The organism is Halothiobacillus neapolitanus c2 (assembly GCF_000024765.1).
Taxonomy (GTDB): Bacteria; Pseudomonadota; Gammaproteobacteria; order Halothiobacillales; family Halothiobacillaceae; genus Halothiobacillus; species Halothiobacillus neapolitanus.
Window position 1 is genome coordinate 1,214,973 of record NC_013422.1, and the last position, 17,911, is coordinate 1,232,883.

Consider the following 17,911-nt stretch of genomic DNA (forward strand, 5'->3'; position numbering starts at 1 on the left):
CATGACTACCGCCTTTGATTTCATGCAGGCCGCGCGGCAAGGAGAGCTTCAATCCCTGCGGAATTTGGCCGTAACGAGCGAACTTGTTCGCGCGGTCAGTCGATTGATTCATGCCCTGCAAAAGGAGCGTGGGTTTTCTAACCTGCACTTGGGCGATTTCAGCCCCAAGTGTTCCGAAGAACTGGCGCAACACATCCCGCTGAGCGAGTCTGCCACTGCCGCACTCCGGGGGTGTTTTGACCAGATGAAGCTCGATTCCGGCTGTCATGCGGACCGAATTCGACTGCTAAATCGTGTCGCATTAGCGGTTTATTTGCTCGATGACCTGCCTAGGCTGCGGCATAAGGTGCATGACAGACTGTTGAGCCCTTCCGCCTCCATGCAATCATATACTTATTTAATTAATGCCTTGCTGGCGGTTGTTTTTGAAGCAGCCGATACGGCTGTTGACCCGCAAATCACCAGTGCATTGGTTGCACTGTTCAACTTTATGCAGTCAAAAGAGCTGGCGGGGCAGGAACGTGCCACCGGCGTTGTGGGGTTTGTCGCGGGTTATTTTGATGCGCCCTTGCTGAACAAAATGCACTTTTTACAAGAGGGACAACGGCGCTGCCTTGAGGTGTTCGCAGAGTTTGCGGCGCCCCAATGCGCGGTGGTATGGACTGCGCACGAAAAAAACGAAATTAATCAACAAATTGAATCGATGCGGCGAATGGCCGAGCGAACCTCGTCCGCCGCCCGCATCGGCAGTGAAATGGCTGAAATCTGGTTCGATCTGGCCTCGCAACGAATGGATTTGATGAAAATGATGGAGGATGAGCTGGCCGAACGGCTGACTCAACTCTGCACTCAGAAAATTGAATTGGCCGAGCGGGATTTGGCGGATCACCGCACACTGCTGCACCGATTGGCGTCGTTCGATGAACCGTCAGATTTCCCGACTGCACGGTTATTTAACGTTCAGGCCGTGGCGCTGGGAAGTTCGCCGGCGGATGTACCAGGCAGTCAGATTAGCCGTTCGATTCTCGACATCCTGCATGCGCAAACGCTGCGCTTGCAAGCTATGAATGATGAAATTGAATCTGCGCGACATGCTCTTAGCAAGCGCAAGATCATCGAGCGCGCCAAAGGTGAATTGATGGATAAACAAAAACTTAATGAGGAAGATGCGTACCGGCTCATGCAACAAAAGGCGATGGAGGGCGGCGCCAAACTCATTGATGTTGCCCGATTGATTCTCGAAAAGGCTCAGACCGACGCTCAGTCCTCAGTTCAGTCTGGATGAAGGAATTTTTGGTATTCAAACCCAAACGGGGCAGGGGTTTGATGTGGCTTTCGATTTCCCTAGTTGAACGGTAAGATTTTAAGCTCGCTGCACCCTGAATGATCGAAGCGAACGCTTGTCGACACTGGATCGATTTTTTCTTTAAGCCGAAACGTGGACGTTTAGGATTGGTTTGTTGGGTACACGATCTAATTTACACCCCTCCGGTTTCCTTTGCACACGGGTCTTCATCCGGTGCACGCTCGGTAATTTCAAGTTTTCAACAAGCCTATTTCCAGGCTTGCCAAATTGATCAGTCTTGAGGGCACCTCGAAAAACCTATGATTCGTCGTTCCCGCGAAAGCGGGAACCCAGAAAAATCAAGGCGCTGGATTCCCGCTTACGCGGGAATGACGGGTTTTTCGAGCTTCTCTTGAGTGTGTCTCATCTTGAGGCGCCGATCGAATATTCTTAAGCAATCTGCTGTTTCTATTGAAGTATATTGCCGAATAACTCCCAATCAACTTATTTGATGCTCTCATATATATATTGCAATATTAACGTATAGTAATAAGCATATAATCCTTGGATACATAGTTTTATTGCTTGATAAATTCAAATAGCGCAAAGCGCAGGCCTTAAAGGCGTCAATGGAAAGCCGAAATCGGTAACAACCTTCGGGAATGGTCCGATTTCTTCAGGTGGCCCAGGTGTGGGTTACTTTTATAAAACCAAACCGAACTGGGGGTATTTGATGAACGCATCATCCGCAACCATGCCCAGCGGTGCATCCTATGACTATGACATCGTTAAGATGTTCACCATTGCCTCAATTGTTTGGGCTTTAGTCGGGATGGCCGCTGGCCTTTATATCGCAGGTGAACTGGCTTGGCCTGCCTTGAATCTCGATATTGCAGAAATCACCTTTGGTCGATTGCGACCGGTGCATACCAATACAGTGATCTGGGGTTTCGGTGGAAATGCGTTGATCGCCACTTCGTTTTACGTCGTGCAACGCACGTGTCAGACGCGTCTTTGGGGCGGTAAATACCTTCTCAACACCATGTTCTGGGCTTGGCAGGCAGTCGTGCTTATTGGCGCTTGGGCCCTAATGGCGGGGCATAGCCAAAGCCGTGAATATGCCGAGTATCCTTTGGTCGACAACATCTTGATGATGATTGGCTTGGTTATTTATGCCGTTGTGTATGCCAACACGCTCCGACGCCGTTCTCAGCCACACATTTACGTGGCTAACTGGTTTTACATGGCCTTTATCTTGGCGACGGCCATTTTGCACTTTTTCAATAACTTGCAGGTGCCTTATTCCCTTTGGCAGTCGTATTCGGTATTTAGCGGCACACAGGATGCAATGACCGAATGGTGGTACGGCCATAACATCGTGGGGTTTGTACTGACTGTCGGCTTTTTGGGGATGATGTATTACTTTGTGCCCAAGCAATCCGGCAGGCCCATCTTCTCCTATCGCTTATCTATCGTGCATTTCTGGGCCTTATCGTTTTTGTACATGTGGGTTGGTGGCCACCATCTTGAATGGACTGCATTGCCAAACTGGATCAACTCGCTCTCGGTTGCCTTCTCGATTTTATTGTTGTTGCCATCATGGGGCGGGATGATCAACGGCATCATGACCCTCTCTGGTGCCTGGGAGAAACTGCGAACTGACCCGATTATCCTGTTCCTGGTTACGGCACTGGCCTTCTACGGCATGGCGACCTTTGAAGGGCCAATGCTCGCCCTGCAATCGGTCAATGCACTCTCTCATTACACTGACTGGACGATCGGCCACGTGCACTCAGGCGCATTGGGTTGGGTCGCCTTGATCACCTTCGGTTCGTTCTACCACATGGTTCCTCGCCTATGGGGAACCCGCCTGTACTCCACGCGTCTGGTATTCGTTCATTTCTGGCTTGCGACCATCGGGATCGTGCTGTACGTCGTTGCGATGTGGGTTTCCGGCATCGGGCAGGGATTAATGCTGCGTGCTTTCGATCAATACGGCAACCTGGCCTATACCTTTGTTGAGACGGTTGTGTTCCTACATATTCCGTATATTGTCCGCTTCATCGGCGGTGCTTTCTTCCTGAGTGGTACCATTTTGATGGTATATAACCTGTATAAAACCGTTGTCTCTGAGCGCGTGACCGAAGTTGAGCGCGAAGTGATGATTCCAGGGAAACTAGCTTCTTCTCATTAAAATAAAGCGGGCATGACCCGCATGCTGTTCAAAACTCGGCCATTCTATGAGCTACACCCTCATAGAATGACCGGGTTTTTTATTTTGCCTTACAGGAATTTAAGCGCACACAACAGGCAAAAACACTTCAGCGCCGGTACAATTCGCACCCATGACAAACAAAATCCTCGATCCACTGAACGAAGCGCAACGTGAGGCCGTAACCAGCCCCTCGTTGGCCACCCTGGTTCTTGCCGGTGCCGGCTCAGGTAAAACCCGCGTACTGACGCATCGCATGGCGTGGCTTCATGACGAACAAGGGCTTTCGTTGCATAGCATGTTGGCGGTGACGTTCACAAACAAGGCCGCAGGTGAGATGCGTCAGCGATTGTCCACATTGCTGGCCCCAAATGAGGCTAGTTCAGCGAGTTCTGGTCTGGGTGGCTTGTGGGTCGGCACCTTTCACAGCCTGTCCAATCGCCTGTTACGGATGCATCATCAGGAAGCCAATCTACCGTCCTCCTTTCAGATTCTGGACTCGGACGATCAACTCCGCCTGGTCAAAAGGATGCTGCGTGAAGCCAACATGGATGAGACCCGTTGGCCGCCGCGCATGGTCGCAGGGCTAATCAACGGTTGGAAAGAGCAAGGGCTTCGGGCGCGACATCTGGCGACGAGTGGGGATCACCTGAATGATGCGATCATGCCTGTCTATCAGGCCTATGAAGACATCTGTCAGCGCGGCGGGTTGGTCGATTTCACCGAATTACTTTTGAGAGCCACAGAGTTACTGAGAGATCACGACACGTTGCGTCAACATTACCAACGCCGGTTCAGGCAAGTTCTGATCGATGAATTTCAGGATACCAACAGCCTGCAATATGCCTGGGCGCGGCTTCTGGTTGGCGAAGATAACGGCATTTTCGCCGTGGGTGATGACGACCAGTCCATCTACGGATGGCGTGGTGCGAAAATTGAACATATTCATGACTTTGCCCGTGATTTCTCGAACACGCATCTTGTTCGGCTGGAGCAGAATTACCGCTCGACTGGGCATATTCTCGATGCAGCCAACGCCATTATTACGCGCAATCAGGGGCGTCTGGGCAAGACGCTCTGGACGGAAGGCGAGCGGGGGCAGCCGATTCGCTACTACCTCGCTTTCAATGAGCAGGACGAAGCCTATTTCGTGACCCAGCAAATTGAACAAGCGGTTCGTGATGGCCTTCCACGGAGCGAATGCGCCATTCTCTATCGAGCCAACGCACAATCACGCGCCATTGAGGAAGCCTTGATCCGCGCAGGTTTGCCATACCGGGTTTACGGCGGTCTGCGTTTCTTTGATCGGGCTGAAATACGCGATGCATTGGCGTACCTTCGCCTGGTGGCCAACCGCGACGATGATGCGGCCTTCGAGCGGGTTATCAACAACCCGGCAAGGGGATTGGGCGACAAGTCCCTTCAGGCGCTTCGTGATCAGGCCAGAACGGCTGCAACCTCATTATGGCAAGCGTCAATAAATCTGTTAGCGAGTGGTGCATTTCCCCCGCGCGCATCGGGTGGTTTAAGGCAATTCATTGATCTGATCGATTCACTTGCCGTCGATTCGGCTACACAAACGCTATCCGATCGTGTAGCCATTTGTATTGATCGAAGCGGTCTGCGTGAGCAGCACAAGAAGGACCGAGATCAAGAGCGCGCGCAAAGCAAACTCGAAAACCTGGATGAGCTCGTCAATGCGGCGCGTGGATTCGTTTTTGATCCGGACGAATCGCCAGGCATGAGCGAACTGGATGCTTTTTTAAGCCAAACCAGTCTCGATGCGGGCGATGCGCAAGGCGAGGCTTGGGAAGATTGCGTCCAGTTGATGACCTTGCACGCGGCCAAGGGGCTCGAGTTCGAAATGGTCTTTCTGGTTGGTATGGAAGAAGGGCTTTTCCCGCACCAGATGTCAATCGATGAACCCGGTCGGCTCGAAGAGGAACGGCGATTGTGTTACGTCGGCATTACTCGAGCACAAAAGGTTCTGACCCTCACCAGCACCGAATCGCGCCGTTTGCATGGGCGACAAATGTTCCCGATGCCTTCGCGTTTTTTGGGCGAACTGCCCGGAAAATTGATTGACGAAATCCGGCCACGAGCGCAACAGGCGTTCCGGGCGCAATCCGGATTGCCCGGCAAGCCGGAATCCACGGAGGCGGGCTGGCGTATCGGTCAGGCTGTGCGCCATGCCAAGTTTGGTGAAGGTACCATCATCGATCACGAGGGATCGGGCGCGAATACGCGGGTGCTGGTTAATTTCGGCATTGAGGGCAGTAAATGGCTGATTTTGAGCTATGCCAATCTCGTTCCGGTTTAATCGTGCAAATCACGATCCGGCAATAATTTTTACTATTCAGTACCGGATTTTCCCGGGCACAGCACCCATACGGCATCGGCGAGTGCCGGATTCAAAGCCCGTGATTGCTTATCTATTTGCAGATAAACGTCACTGGCGCCGATGGGAGCGGCACTGCGCTTGATGACTTGTCCCGGAACCAACCCAAGTTGCGTCAACATTCGCAACTGCCCCGCGTTTTGCGCTGCCAAGCGCACAATTGTCGCCTGATCACCGGGAACAAGCTCTGAAAGTGCGGTGAGATCGCGCCGTTCAATTGGTGCTTGAGCAGGCGCGGGAATCGGCGCGCCGTGCGGATCGAACTCAGGTTCGCCAAGATGCGCCCATAAGCGGTCGATCAGAGCGCTGGAAAAGGCATGTTCCAGAATTTCCGCTTCGGCATCCACATCAGCCAGCGGCACATTGAGATCCCGCACCAGAAATGTCTCGATCACGCGATGTCGGCGAATCATGTCGATGGCGATTGCCGCTCCAGCAGATGTCAGCCGCGCGCCTTGATAGCGCTCATATTCGATCAATCCGTCGTGACTCAATCGTTTGAGCATTGCAGTTACGGATGCCTGTGCAATATTGAGCCGCTCGGCAATGGCTGAAGTACTCGCCGCAGAATCGCTACGTTGTTCGGCTAGCTTGAAAATGGCTTTGAGGTAATCCTCATAGGCAATGCTTGTTTTCATAATCTTCTCGCAATTCAGCAAGGCGAACTGTGCTGCGCATGTTGTTGCGCCAATTCATGATAAAAGCGAGCAGACTGGACGAAATAAGCTTTCTCATCATCGGTAAGCGGACGAACCTTTCGAGCCGGGGCACCAAGATAAAGAAAACCACTTTCCAGTGTCTTACCCGGCGCTACAACACTGCCCGCACCGATAATGACCTGATCTTCGACGATGGCGTCATCCAAAACGATCACACCCATACCGACCAGAACCTGATTCCCAATCTTGCAAGCGTGCAAAGTCGCGCGATGACCAACCGTGACGTCTTCTCCCACGAGACAGGGAGAGCCCTTCGGCCTTTTGGCACTGGGTTGATTGACGTGGACGATGACCCCATCCTGCAAATTACTGCGGGCACCAATTTGAATGCTGTTCACATCACCGCGAAGTACGGCTGTGGGCCAGATGGACACGCCGGTTGCCAGATGCACGTCACCGATCACGACGGCCGAGTCGTCAATCCAGGCATCCGATGCCACAACCGGGGTTTTATCCACGTAGTTTCGAATCATCTGAAGCCTCATTTCCTGCATTCAAAGGCGGGAGTTTAGCCGATTGACCGTTTTCTTTGGATCTATTATGCCGTGACTCTGAACGCAGACTCCCGATGGAAAAATAGTTTGCATGACTAATTTTGCAATCTGTAGTGTTTCACTATATTTTTACATTGTTCGGGCAAATTGCTTAAGGCTCGGATGCCAATCAAAAACTCGTTTGAAAAAACTTTATGAGGTGATGTGACATGCGTTTAGTTAAATTTGCAGTGGCGGCGGCGTTAGGTTTGTCGGTTGCCGTTGGCAGTTTCGCTGCGGCCGATTCCATGACCGATGCGATCAAGTATCGCCAATCCATGATGGAAGTGACCGGCTATAACTTCAAGATGATGGCGGCCATGGTCAAGAAAGAAATGCCTTACAACAAGGCCGATTTCGAAAAGATGGCATCAACGGTTCATACCATGAGCATGCTTACTCAAGATGGCTTCCCCAAGGGCTCAGACAGCATGGCTGCGCCAACCCACGCCAAGGATGCCGTTTGGAGTGAGCCGGAAAAATTCAACAAAGATGTGGTTGCCTTCCAAAAAGCATCTGCCGCTTTGGTTGTGGCCGCAAAAACGGGCGATATGTCTCAAATTGGCCCCCAGTTCAAGGAAACTGCCGGCACCTGCAAAAAATGCCACGATTCATTCCGTTCCAAGTCTGAAGGATAAGCATTCAGCTTGATCGTGTGAGGCGCGGTACCGTGCCGATCAGGATTTCTGAATAATCAGATGTTCAAGGCTCAAGAACCCGACAAGGCGTCGGGTTTTTTTTGCCCGAAATTTTTTAAGTTTGAAATGCCTTGCTGCCGAGGCAAAAACAACTTAAGTTTTCGCCGCGTCAGCCGATAAGCAACATCACCAATGCTTGTTACAACCATTTTGAACAGTTTTACGCGTGCTCAAGGAAACAGCCATGACCATTAAAGCCAAGTTGATCATCTTGTCCGCATTCTCGATGCTTGTCATCGTGGTGCTTGGTGTTTTTGGGATGCTTAACGAAAACAATGCACAAGACCGTGCAGAGCAAAACTTCAACTTACGAGTTCAACCGATGATTGTTGCAAATCAATCGATCCGAGAGATCAACCTGATCGTGATTCAGCTTCAAATGGCTTTGCAGCATAATCCGAATTCAAGTAGCGTCTCCCTGCACGCTGACCATTCTATTGATCGCCACTTGAACCCTATCGGTGAGGATTTGGCTGCGCTCAAAAAACTCAATACTAATTTATCTGGTGTGCGACATCGGTCAGCGGAAGCAAACCAAGTCCGTTTGGGGCTGATTTCCGCAGAAAACAAATTGGTAGAAGAAACGATGTTGCCGATGATCGCATCCTTGAAATCAGGTGACTTTGAGACGGCGAGATCGATATTTATCTCTCAGCTTGTTCCTAAAATGAATACGTTCTCAAAAGCGGCTACAGCCTATCAAGACCTGCTCAACAATAATTTGAAGAGCGAAAATGACCGGATGCGCCATGCCGTTGATCGGGATAACTGGTTTTATGGCGGGCTCATGGTGGTCTCGTTACTGCTGGTGATCGGGATTGCATCTTGGGTCATTCGCGAAATTTCCAAGGGCTTGCGTGCGGCAGATCAGATGGCCATTTCATTATCCAAAGGTGAATTGGATAGCTGCATAAATATCACCTCGAAAGATGAATTGGGCATGATTTTGCGGCATCTGGACAAAGCGCGTGAAAACTTGCGTGAAACCCTGAAATCAATCGGTTCTGCTTCAGTCCAACTGGCGGCGGCGGCGGAGGAAACCTCGGCTGTTTCGGCGCAAACCGACCAAGGCGTTCGCCAGCAACAACAGGAAACCGAAATGGTGGCTGCGGCCATGAACGAGATGAGCGCCACTGTGCACGATATCGCCCGCAATGCGGCCGATGCCTCGGCTGCGGCAAGTAAAGCCAATGATGCGGCCACCAGTGGTCAGGGTGTGGTGAAACGTTCGGTGAAGATTATCAATGATTTGGCCGCGAACGTTGATCACGTGGCAGTCGCCATTACCTCGCTTGAAGGCGAATCGAAGGATATTGGCAAGGTGCTGGAAGTCATCCGCGCGATTGCCGAGCAGACCAATTTGCTTGCCTTGAATGCCGCCATCGAAGCAGCACGAGCAGGAGAACATGGTCGTGGGTTTGCTGTTGTGGCAGAAGAGGTGCGCTCTCTGGCTTCTCGAACACAAGGTTCTACTGAAGAAATTCGTCAGATGATCGAACGCTTACAAACAGGTTCAGAGGCAGCGGTTTCGGCAATGCATCAAGGCAAAGTTCAGGTAGAAGCCAGCATCGGAGCCATGAAAGAGACCGAGCATTCGCTGCAGGCCATCACGCAATCGGTGCAAACCATCAACGATCTGAACTTCCAGATTGCCAGTGCCGCTGAAGAACAAAGTGCGGTGACAGAAGAGATGAACCGGAACGTTCAGAAGATTTCTTCGATCAGCGAACAATCCGCCGAGGGTGCGGGCCAGACTCGGATTGCCTCCGAAGAACTGGCGCGACTGGCCGAAGGGCTGCAAGCGAAGATCAATCAGTTCAGACTGTAAGCATCTGCATAGCAGCGTTACGGCGGTGGACACGGACTCAGTCTGTGTCCACCTTTTTTTTATGCACACGTCGACCGGCAGAAGCCATCATCAGGGCGCTGATCGGTGCCGTCAGCCAAAGAAATACCACGATCAATAATTCATGCAGCGAAGGGCTTTGATGTTTGATTGTGAAGTAGATCATCGAGGCAACCAGAATCGCGGTGACTCCAAGTGTTGACGCTTTGGTCGGCGCATGAAGACGCATGAAGAAGTCAGGAAACTTGACCATGCCGACCGAACCCAGCAGCACAAAAAAGCTGCCAAGCAAGATGAGGCCGGAAATAAGCCAATGCGTAAACTCGGATAACATGTTTAATCTCCTGATTTCCCGACTTGCTTATCGTCGATATGCGCTTCGATAATCTGGCCACGCAGTACATATTTGCTCAAGGCGACGGTGCTGATAAAGCCCAGAACGGCCATCAATAGAGCCGCTTCGAAATTGATGGTGTTGCCAATCCATAGGCCGAACAGTACGATTAATGCGATGACATTGATTGTCAGCGTATCCAGGGCAAGAATCCGATCGGGCAGGGTGGGGCCACGCCACAGACGATAGAGGCTGAGCAAACAGGCCAAACCGACGAGAACAAGTCCAATCTGAGTTGCTACCGTGATCATGGGTGCTCCTGCACGGTCGAAGTGCTTTTTTCACCAAAGATCCTGATTAGTCTTCGTTCGTACCTTTCCTTCATGCCCGCAACCTCGGCGACGGGATCGAGCGTGTGCAACGCATGTACTCGTAATGTTCGGCCATCCTGACTCAGCTCACAGGAAACCGTACCGGGCGTGAGCGTAATGGTACTGGCGAACAGACTGATCGCCGTGGGGTGCGATACCGTCAGCGGGATGTTCAGAAAATGCGGTTGCAGAGCCCGGTTAGGCCCGAGCACCTGCTTGGCCACCACGAAATTGGCAACGATGATGTCCCTGAGTACCAAGGCGATGTAAGCCAACAGGGCGAATGGCTTGCGAATGGGTAAGTGAATTGCGAGCGCGTGACGCACCCAGAGCGGGATCGCGATGCCAAGGATTAAACCCAGCAGAAATTGCCCCGCGGACAGGCTGTTGTTCAGCAAAAGCCATAAACCCAGCAATAGCAGACTGAGCAGTGGATGGGGTAACACCTTTTTCATTCTTGATTAACCGATGGAAAGTGGGGTGATACATCCGCTGGATTGGGCTGTTTCGGTTCTTCTGTGTGCAGACGAGACACGGCCGGATCCAGAGCTTGACGGATACACACGGAAGTATCCTTGATCTGCATGCTTGTGTTGTGCAACCAAACGGTCAGTTGCAGTGCAAAAATCACCATCGCCGCCGCAAGAATCAAAGGCGTGAACACAGCCAACCAGGCAAATGAAGAGACTGTCTGCGCCGTAACCTGTTGCTCCTGATGATCCACACGGTAGAACAGCGTGCTGCCACTCCGTGCTAGCGCAATAACCAGAAGCACACTGGTGATCAGAACCACCGCGAAAATCGCACCCATCAAGGGAGAACCCAATACCGAATGCAAGATCATTGTCTTGCCGAAGAAGCCGGTTAAGGGGGGCAAACCCGCCATACCCATCGCGTAGATAAAGAACAGTCCACCGATCAACGTGGCTCTCGGCATCGCAGGGTGGATACGCCAACCATCATCACCGCGACTTCTTCGAACAATGTCGGCCAGCAGGAAGAAACCTGCGGATAGCAGGGTGGTATGTATCCAGTAATAGAGCGCGGCTTCAATGGACTCGGTGGTATTCACACCCAATGCAATCAACAGCGTGCCCACAGAAGCCAAAATCAGGTAAGCGACTTGGCGGCGGAGATTCATTGCCGCCAGTACGCCCAGCGTGGCCATGATGAGTGTCATGATCCCCAACCAAAGCTCCCACGGGCCGATGAGATGTACCAAACTGGCCGGTGCAGTAGAGGTATCAAATAACGTGCCGTGAACACGGAGCATTGCATACAACCCGACCTTGGTCATGATGGCAAACAAGGCGGCGACCGGTGCTGATGTTTCGGCATAAGTGCCGGGCAGCCATAAATACAGCGGAAATGCAGCGGCCTTGATGGCAAATACCACAAACAGCATCAGACTGGCAGCGGCGATGACCCCGTACAGGCTGCTGGGTGCCTGACCAATTCTGACGGCCAGATCGGCAAGATTCAGCGTGCCCAGAACGCCATACAGCGCCCCCACAGCGAACAGGAACAGGGTCGAGCCCACCAGATTGATGACCATGTAATGCAACCCGGCCTTACTTCGCGCAGCCCCTCCGCCATGAAGCATCAGTCCGTAGGAGGCCAGCAAGAGCACTTCGAAGAACACGAACAGATTGAACACATCTCCGGTGAGGAAGGCGCCGTTCAGACCGAATAATTGAGCCTGGAACAGCGCGTGGAAATGAGCGCCGTTGTGATCTTCATTCGTGGCGATGGCGTAAGTGAGGCTAACGACACCGAGAATCGCCGTCAGGAGCAACATGAGACCGGAAAGCCGGTCGTACACCCAAACGATGCCGAATGGCGCAGGCCAATCGCCCATGGGATAAACCTGTGGCGTGTTGCCCGCGCCGCTGACCATCAGATATATCGTCGCCAGCAGCAGAACACCGACGCTGGCTGCGCTGATTAGACGCTTCAGGCGCCAACCGGCACGGTGCAAGGCTATCAATGCAATGGCGCTCAGTACGGGAAGAAACACCAGCAGAGCCAGTATTTGATCAAACGAATGGGGCGCAAGGTTTACGTTAGGCGTCATGCTGATGGACCGCCTTGTTCGTTCGCTGACGCGTCGTCCTCGCCATCGACATGATCATTCCCCAACTCAGCACGGGTTTTGAGCGCAAGTACAATCACAAATGCAGTCATGGCAAAGGCAATGACGATGGCCGTCAGTACCAGGGCTTGCGGCAGTGGATCGGTATAGCTCGCGCTTTTGCCCAATACGGCAGCGGCATCCGTTTTAAGCCGACCCATGCCGAACAGAAAGAGATTGACTGCGTAGGAGAGCAAGGTCAGCCCCAGCACAACAGGAAATGTTTGCGCCCTTAGTGAGAGAAATACGCCCGCTGCGGTCAGAAAACCGATCAGGCTGGCAAAAAGAATCGACATCATTTGGCCACCTGCCCGGAAGCATGAACAGTGGGCTCAACCTGTGTGAGTTTGGCCATTTGGGTCAGCATGAGCACGCTGGCACCCATGACAACAAAGAATACGCCGAGATCAAACAGCATGGCGGAAGCGACTTCAACATCACCAACAACGGGCAAATGCACGTGAGTGAATGCCGAAGTCAGGAACGGATAGCCAAGAACAATCGAGCCCAAGCCCGTTCCCAGTGCGAGAAACAAGCCAAGAGCAATCGCACCGTGTGTGGGCACGCTCAGAGCGCGTTCGCTTGAATCGATGCCCTGAGCGAGATATTGAGTCATCAGTGCACTGGCGATGATCAAACCCGAAATGAACCCACCGCCGGGCGCGTTGTGCCCGCGCAGCAGAATGTAGATACCGAACATCAACGTCATCGGCAACAGCAGACGCGATACTGTTTGCAACAATTGGGCATGCGCGATCCGCCCGCTGGCGATGGGAGCGGAGACAGCAGGTGGCAGTCGCATCCCCTGTAGCAGGGCATAAACGCCCAGTGCGGCCAGCGCCAAAACGCTGATCTCACCGAAGGTATCGTATCCACGGAAATCGACGAGAATCACATTGACGACGTTATGACCACCGCCCTCCGTGAGGCTGTTTGCCAGAAAATAACCGGCAATCGTTTCGTAGTCACGCGACATGACAGCATAGGTAAATAGTGCGATGCCCACCCCACTGAGTACGGCGATTACAGCATCACGGCGGATTCGTGGACGATTTTTCGGATCAAGCTCCGAACGGGTTTGTTGCGGCAGATAACGCAGTGCCAAAAGCATCAAAATGACCGTAATGACCTCAACCGAGAGCTGCGTCAACGCCAGATCAGGCGCTGAAAAACGAACAAAGAGCAAGGAGACCCCCAAGCCGAGCACACTCATTAACAAGAGCGCAAACAATCGCTGTCGGTGATGACGCACAAGCCACAAAGACACGCCCATCATGATGACCATGCCCGCAGCCGTTAGCGCATCAAACGGTGCGGCCTGCGAATCGTTACCGAAAAGTGGTGCCTGATATCTCAAAAAGCCAATCAGGCCGGCAACAATAGCTACGCCGGTCGTCCAGAAAACCATGGATTGCAGGCGTTCCTGATCGAAACGGTGAGTCACGGTCTCCGCTGCGGTCTGCATCAGAACCATGAGGTGGTCGTAGACGGCACGGGCGCTTATTCGTCCCAAACTATGTTCGTGCCAACGAGTCAACGGGCGGCGCGCGAGATACACCAGCAAACCACCCACCAAGGCGATGCTGCTCATCATCAGCGGCGCATTGAACCCATGCCAGAGCGCAAGGCTGAAATAAGGTGGTGGGGCATTGAGTACCGCACCAGCAGCCAGATTCAGTAAACCGCCCACGAGCAGGGCAGGAAATAGCCCGACGGCAAGGCACACCAGCACCAGGATATCGATCGGAATGCGCATACCGCGATGCGGTTCGTGAATTTCAGTGGGCAGATCAGGCGAGGGTGTGCCGAAAAACGTATCGTGAATGAAGCGGATGGAGTAGGCGACCGACATCACACCCCCCAAGGTTACCAGCAGTGGCAGGGCCCAACTGGAGCCGAAGTCTTGCGCCACATCGACTGCTTCGCTGAAAAACATCTCCTTGCTCAAAAAGCCATTTAGCAGGGGAACACCCGCCATGGCCGATGCTGCCACGATGGCCAGTGCGGCCGTATGCGGCATCTTGCGCGCCAAACCACCGAGACGGCGCATGTCGCGCGTGCCGGTTTCGTGATCGACAATACCCGCAACCATGAATAGTGAAGCTTTGAATGTGGCGTGATTGATCAGATGAAACACGGCGGCTACGGCGGCCATGGGTGTTCCAAAGCCAAACAGAAGCGTAATCAATCCCAAATGACTTAGGGTCGAGTAGGCCAGCAAACCTTTGAGATCATGTTTGAATAATGCCGTGTAGGCACCAAGCAGGAACGTGATCAGTCCGGCACCGCCGACCAGCAACAACCACTCATTCGTGCCGGAAAGTACGGGGAACAGGCGAGCCAGCAGAAAGAGCCCGGCCTTGACCATGGTGGCGGAGTGCAGATAAGCAGAAACGGGCGTTGGCGCGGCCATCGCATTGGGCAGCCAGAAGTGGAACGGAAACTGCGCCGATTTGGTGAATGCCCCCAACAGAATTAACAGCAAAATCGGCAGATACAATGGACTTTCTCGGACTTGATCACCCGCATCGAGAATCACGCTGAGGTTATAACTGCCGGCCACATGTCCGAGCAAAAGCACGCCCCCGAGCAGAGCCAGGCCACCTAAACCGGTGACGGCCAATGCCATCCGCGCACCATAACGGGCTTCCTTACGCTGTTGCCAGAAGCTGATGAGAAGAAAAGAAGACAGCGAGGTGAGCTCCCAGAACACAACCATCTGAATCAGGTTCTCTGAAAGCACAATCCCCAGCATGGCACCCATAAACAGCATCAAGCTGGCAAAAAACCGTGCCGCACTGTCCTGGGCAGCGAGGTAATAACGGGCATAAGCCACGACCAGCAAGCCGATAATCAGAATCAAGCCGGTAAAGAGCAAGCTCAAGCCATCAATGCGGAAGGCAAATTCAAGGCCGATCGAAGGCATCCAGTTGAAGCTGATGACGTGCGCAACGTTTAGACCATTTGTGTGCACAAGCTGGCTAATCAAGCCCCCAAGCAAAGCTAGGCATAAAAGCGTGGCAACTGCGGCAGACCAAGCCGCAGCACGGCGACTACGACCGCCAATCCACGCAACAAAGGGTGCACTTAAGAAGGGGAGAAGAACGATTGGAATCAACGAATTCATGAACTGGGCTTGCTCTCCAATCTATTTGCAAGGGCGCAATTTCCGGCGCTGCCTCGTTTTCTTGGGCTGAACACCGACGAAATATCAAGAGCAGATAAATAATTAAAATCAAACATGCCCCGAAATTTATCACAGCTTGCCGAATGCCACGAACTCGTGGTTATATTTCCTGCCTCTATTTTCATGATTTTCGCCAGACTATGATGGTGAGTTGTCGACCGGATGTTAGACTCTGCCATCTTTTTTGTATCATTATTGCCGACATCATCTCTGACATACGATAAAACTCATTTTGTTTATATTGAGAAATCAACACCTTGTTTCCTGACAAACCAGAACCGACCCGGATTTCACCAGACACGCACGGGCTTGTGGCTTCACAGATCAGCGATCACGCCCTGAATGTATTGCAGCGCTTACACGATCAGGGCTATGCCGCTTTTCTGGTGGGCGGTTGTGTCCGGGACTTGCTCCGAGGCATGAGACCTAAAGATTTCGACGTGGTCACGGATGCAAAGCCCGAGCAGGTGCGGTCTCTATTCCGCCATGCGCGAATTATCGGCCGTCGTTTTCGTATTGTTCACGTCATCTTTGGCCATGACATGATTGAAGTAACGACATTCCGAGGTGGTGACGAGGACGGCGTTCGCCGTTCGGACCAAGGGCGGATTCTTCGTGACAACGTTTTTGGCAGCATTGATGAAGATGTATGGCGTCGAGATTTTGCCTGTAATGCGTTGTATTACAACTTTGCCAACGCTGAGATTGTTGACTATGTGCAGGGTTGGCAGGATATCGAAACCGGCCATTTGCGCATCATCGGCAACCCTGTAACGCGTTATCAGGAAGATCCCGTCCGAATGCTCCGTGCGGCGCGTTTCATGGCCAAGCTCGGTTTCACCCTGACCGGAGATTCCGTTTCTGCCATCCAAGAATGCCGCGACCTGCTGAAATCCATCGCGCCGGCCCGTTTGTTCGATGAAAGCATCAAGATTTTCCAAGGTGGATATGCCTGGGCCGCCTTCCTTAAATTGCGTGAACTAGATTTGTTGGGTTATCTCTTTCCGGGGCTCGATAACCTGCTCAATCGCGACTATGACCGTATCTCAAGATTGGTCGAGCGCGTACTTGTCGGCACGGATGAACGCGTCGGCCATCAGCTGCCTGTTAATCCTGCGTTCATGCTTGCGGGATTGTTGTGGGCCGATTTGAGCCGTCGACGTGAGCACTGGCTGCATCAACGCGTCGACTCAGACGTTGCCTTTGCCTTGGCCATGGATGAGGTCATCGAGTCAACGGTCAAGCAGGTTGCCATCCCTCGTCGCCTGACCGATTTGATGCGCGTGATCTGGGCACTCCAGCCGACACTCGAACAAGCCGCACAGGGGATGTCGATGGGCATCGCAATGACGGAACTCAAAGATCAGCAAAAACACCTGCTGGCCCATGCCTGGTTCCGTGCCGCCCTCGATTTTCTCTGTCTGCGCAGTGAAATAGGCGAGGTTTCTCCTGACATATGCCAGTTCTGGCGACAATACGCACCCGAGCGCGACATGGATTCAGGCGAAACCGTTCCGACTCATCTGCCTGAAGATTTTGCCCGGCATGGCGATCCGCAGCGCCGCCCGCGTCGGCGACGTCCCCCGCGTCATCCCAAGAACCCATCCACGAATAAATAACAAGCGAAAGCTCTCATTGATGCGCCCGGCCACAGACACGCCCCGTTCTCCCGATTCTGAATCAGACAATGTCCATGCATTCATAGCTCTGGGCAGCAATCTTGATCAGCCGGTCAAGCAACTTGTGGATGCCATGTCCGCGCTTGATGGGTTACCGGGCACCGACGTGTTGCGAACATCTCAAATGTACGCAAATCCTCCGATGGGGCCGCAGGATCAGCCGGATTATGTCAACGCAGTCGCCTTGATCTCAACCAGCCTGACACCCGGCGCATTGTTGCAGGCACTCAAGGGTCTGGAGCAATCCGCAGGGCGGCTTTCCACTCAGGCATGGGGTGCGCGTGTGCTGGATCTGGACATTCTGACGTACGGCGAAATGACCATGAATACACCCACCTTGACCATTCCACACCCCGGAATTGCCAAACGCCGCTTTGTTCTGGCACCTTGGCATGAAATTGCACCGGATACCCGGTTGCCTGATGGCCGTCTTATTGCGGAGCTGCTGTCATCTGCGCCCGAGCACCCATTGCATATCGTTGCTCCCTCAACGATTTCACAGAAAAGGCATTAAATCC

The 17,911-nt window shown here is 52.8% G+C and carries 15 protein-coding genes; 7 read left to right on the forward strand and 8 right to left on the reverse strand.

The window, feature by feature from the left end; genetic code table 11:
- The first annotated feature begins 1 nt into the window (after position 1).
- From HNEAP_RS05615 to uvrD, 3 genes are all read left to right on the forward strand, one after another.
- The gene (locus HNEAP_RS05615) at positions 2 to 1,285 is read left to right on the forward strand and encodes a nitrate regulatory protein (RefSeq protein WP_012823990.1); all 1,284 of its coding nucleotides are present in this window, start codon (positions 2 to 4) and stop codon (positions 1,283 to 1,285) included.
- 733 nt (positions 1,286 to 2,018) lie between these two features.
- Complete coding sequence (gene ccoN, locus HNEAP_RS05620; RefSeq protein ID WP_041600768.1) at positions 2,019 to 3,479, forward strand: cytochrome-c oxidase, cbb3-type subunit I; 1,461 nt, start codon at positions 2,019 to 2,021, stop codon at positions 3,477 to 3,479.
- Positions 3,480 to 3,630: 151 nt separating this feature from the next.
- Positions 3,631 to 5,817, forward strand: a complete 2,187-nt coding sequence (uvrD, locus tag HNEAP_RS05625) for a DNA helicase II (protein WP_012823992.1) — start codon at positions 3,631 to 3,633, stop codon at positions 5,815 to 5,817.
- A gap of 32 nt (positions 5,818 to 5,849) precedes the next feature.
- On the opposite strand, the gene HNEAP_RS05630 is transcribed toward uvrD, so the two are convergent.
- A complete protein-coding gene (locus HNEAP_RS05630) occupies positions 5,850 to 6,533 on the reverse strand; it encodes a metal-dependent transcriptional regulator (protein WP_012823993.1) in 684 nt (227 codons plus the stop codon).
- A gap of 14 nt (positions 6,534 to 6,547) precedes the next feature.
- Positions 6,548 to 7,087 (reverse strand): gamma carbonic anhydrase family protein, encoded by a 540-nt coding sequence (locus tag HNEAP_RS05635; protein WP_012823994.1) that lies wholly within the window; start codon positions 7,085 to 7,087, stop codon positions 6,548 to 6,550.
- Positions 7,088 to 7,317: 230 nt separating this feature from the next.
- Between HNEAP_RS05635 and HNEAP_RS05640 the strand changes: the two genes are divergently transcribed.
- The gene (locus HNEAP_RS05640; RefSeq protein WP_012823995.1) at positions 7,318 to 7,785 is read left to right on the forward strand and encodes a c-type cytochrome; all 468 of its coding nucleotides are present in this window, start codon (positions 7,318 to 7,320) and stop codon (positions 7,783 to 7,785) included.
- A 244-nt stretch (positions 7,786 to 8,029) separates the two neighbouring features.
- A complete protein-coding gene (locus HNEAP_RS05645; protein WP_012823996.1) occupies positions 8,030 to 9,673 on the forward strand; it encodes a methyl-accepting chemotaxis protein in 1,644 nt (547 codons plus the stop codon).
- A gap of 37 nt (positions 9,674 to 9,710) precedes the next feature.
- Here HNEAP_RS05645 and HNEAP_RS05650 read toward each other — a convergent pair whose 3' ends face one another.
- The 6 genes from HNEAP_RS05650 to HNEAP_RS05675 are packed head-to-tail and all read right to left on the reverse strand — an operon-like array spanning position 9,711 to position 15,654.
- Positions 9,711 to 10,025 carry a Na+/H+ antiporter subunit G gene (locus tag HNEAP_RS05650; protein WP_012823997.1) on the reverse strand — a complete coding sequence of 105 codons (315 nt, stop codon included), beginning with the start codon at positions 10,023 to 10,025 and terminating at the stop codon, positions 9,711 to 9,713.
- Between the two features lie 2 nt (positions 10,026 to 10,027).
- A complete protein-coding gene (locus tag HNEAP_RS05655; RefSeq protein ID WP_012823998.1) occupies positions 10,028 to 10,336 on the reverse strand; it encodes a K+/H+ antiporter subunit F in 309 nt (102 codons plus the stop codon).
- Entirely contained in the window at positions 10,333 to 10,851 is a 519-nt protein-coding gene (locus HNEAP_RS05660) for a Na+/H+ antiporter subunit E (protein ID WP_012823999.1), read from the reverse strand. The genes HNEAP_RS05655 and HNEAP_RS05660 overlap by 4 nt, the downstream gene beginning before the upstream one ends.
- A complete protein-coding gene (locus tag HNEAP_RS05665) occupies positions 10,848 to 12,470 on the reverse strand; it encodes a monovalent cation/H+ antiporter subunit D (RefSeq protein WP_012824000.1) in 1,623 nt (540 codons plus the stop codon). Before HNEAP_RS05665 ends, HNEAP_RS05660 begins: the two co-directional genes overlap by 4 nt.
- Entirely contained in the window at positions 12,467 to 12,823 is a 357-nt protein-coding gene (locus HNEAP_RS05670; RefSeq protein WP_012824001.1) for a Na+/H+ antiporter subunit C, read from the reverse strand. Before HNEAP_RS05670 ends, HNEAP_RS05665 begins: the two co-directional genes overlap by 4 nt.
- Complete coding sequence (locus HNEAP_RS05675) at positions 12,823 to 15,654, reverse strand: monovalent cation/H+ antiporter subunit A (protein ID WP_012824002.1); 2,832 nt, start codon at positions 15,652 to 15,654, stop codon at positions 12,823 to 12,825. Before HNEAP_RS05675 ends, HNEAP_RS05670 begins: the two co-directional genes overlap by 1 nt.
- Before the next feature lie 317 nt (positions 15,655 to 15,971).
- Between HNEAP_RS05675 and pcnB the strand changes: the two genes are divergently transcribed.
- Complete coding sequence (pcnB, locus tag HNEAP_RS05680) at positions 15,972 to 17,333, forward strand: polynucleotide adenylyltransferase PcnB (protein ID WP_012824003.1); 1,362 nt, start codon at positions 15,972 to 15,974, stop codon at positions 17,331 to 17,333.
- A gap of 19 nt (positions 17,334 to 17,352) precedes the next feature.
- Positions 17,353 to 17,907, forward strand: coding sequence for a 2-amino-4-hydroxy-6-hydroxymethyldihydropteridine diphosphokinase (gene folK, locus HNEAP_RS05685; protein WP_012824004.1), 555 nt, complete (start codon positions 17,353 to 17,355; stop codon positions 17,905 to 17,907).
- The last annotated feature ends 4 nt before the right edge of the window (positions 17,908 to 17,911 follow it).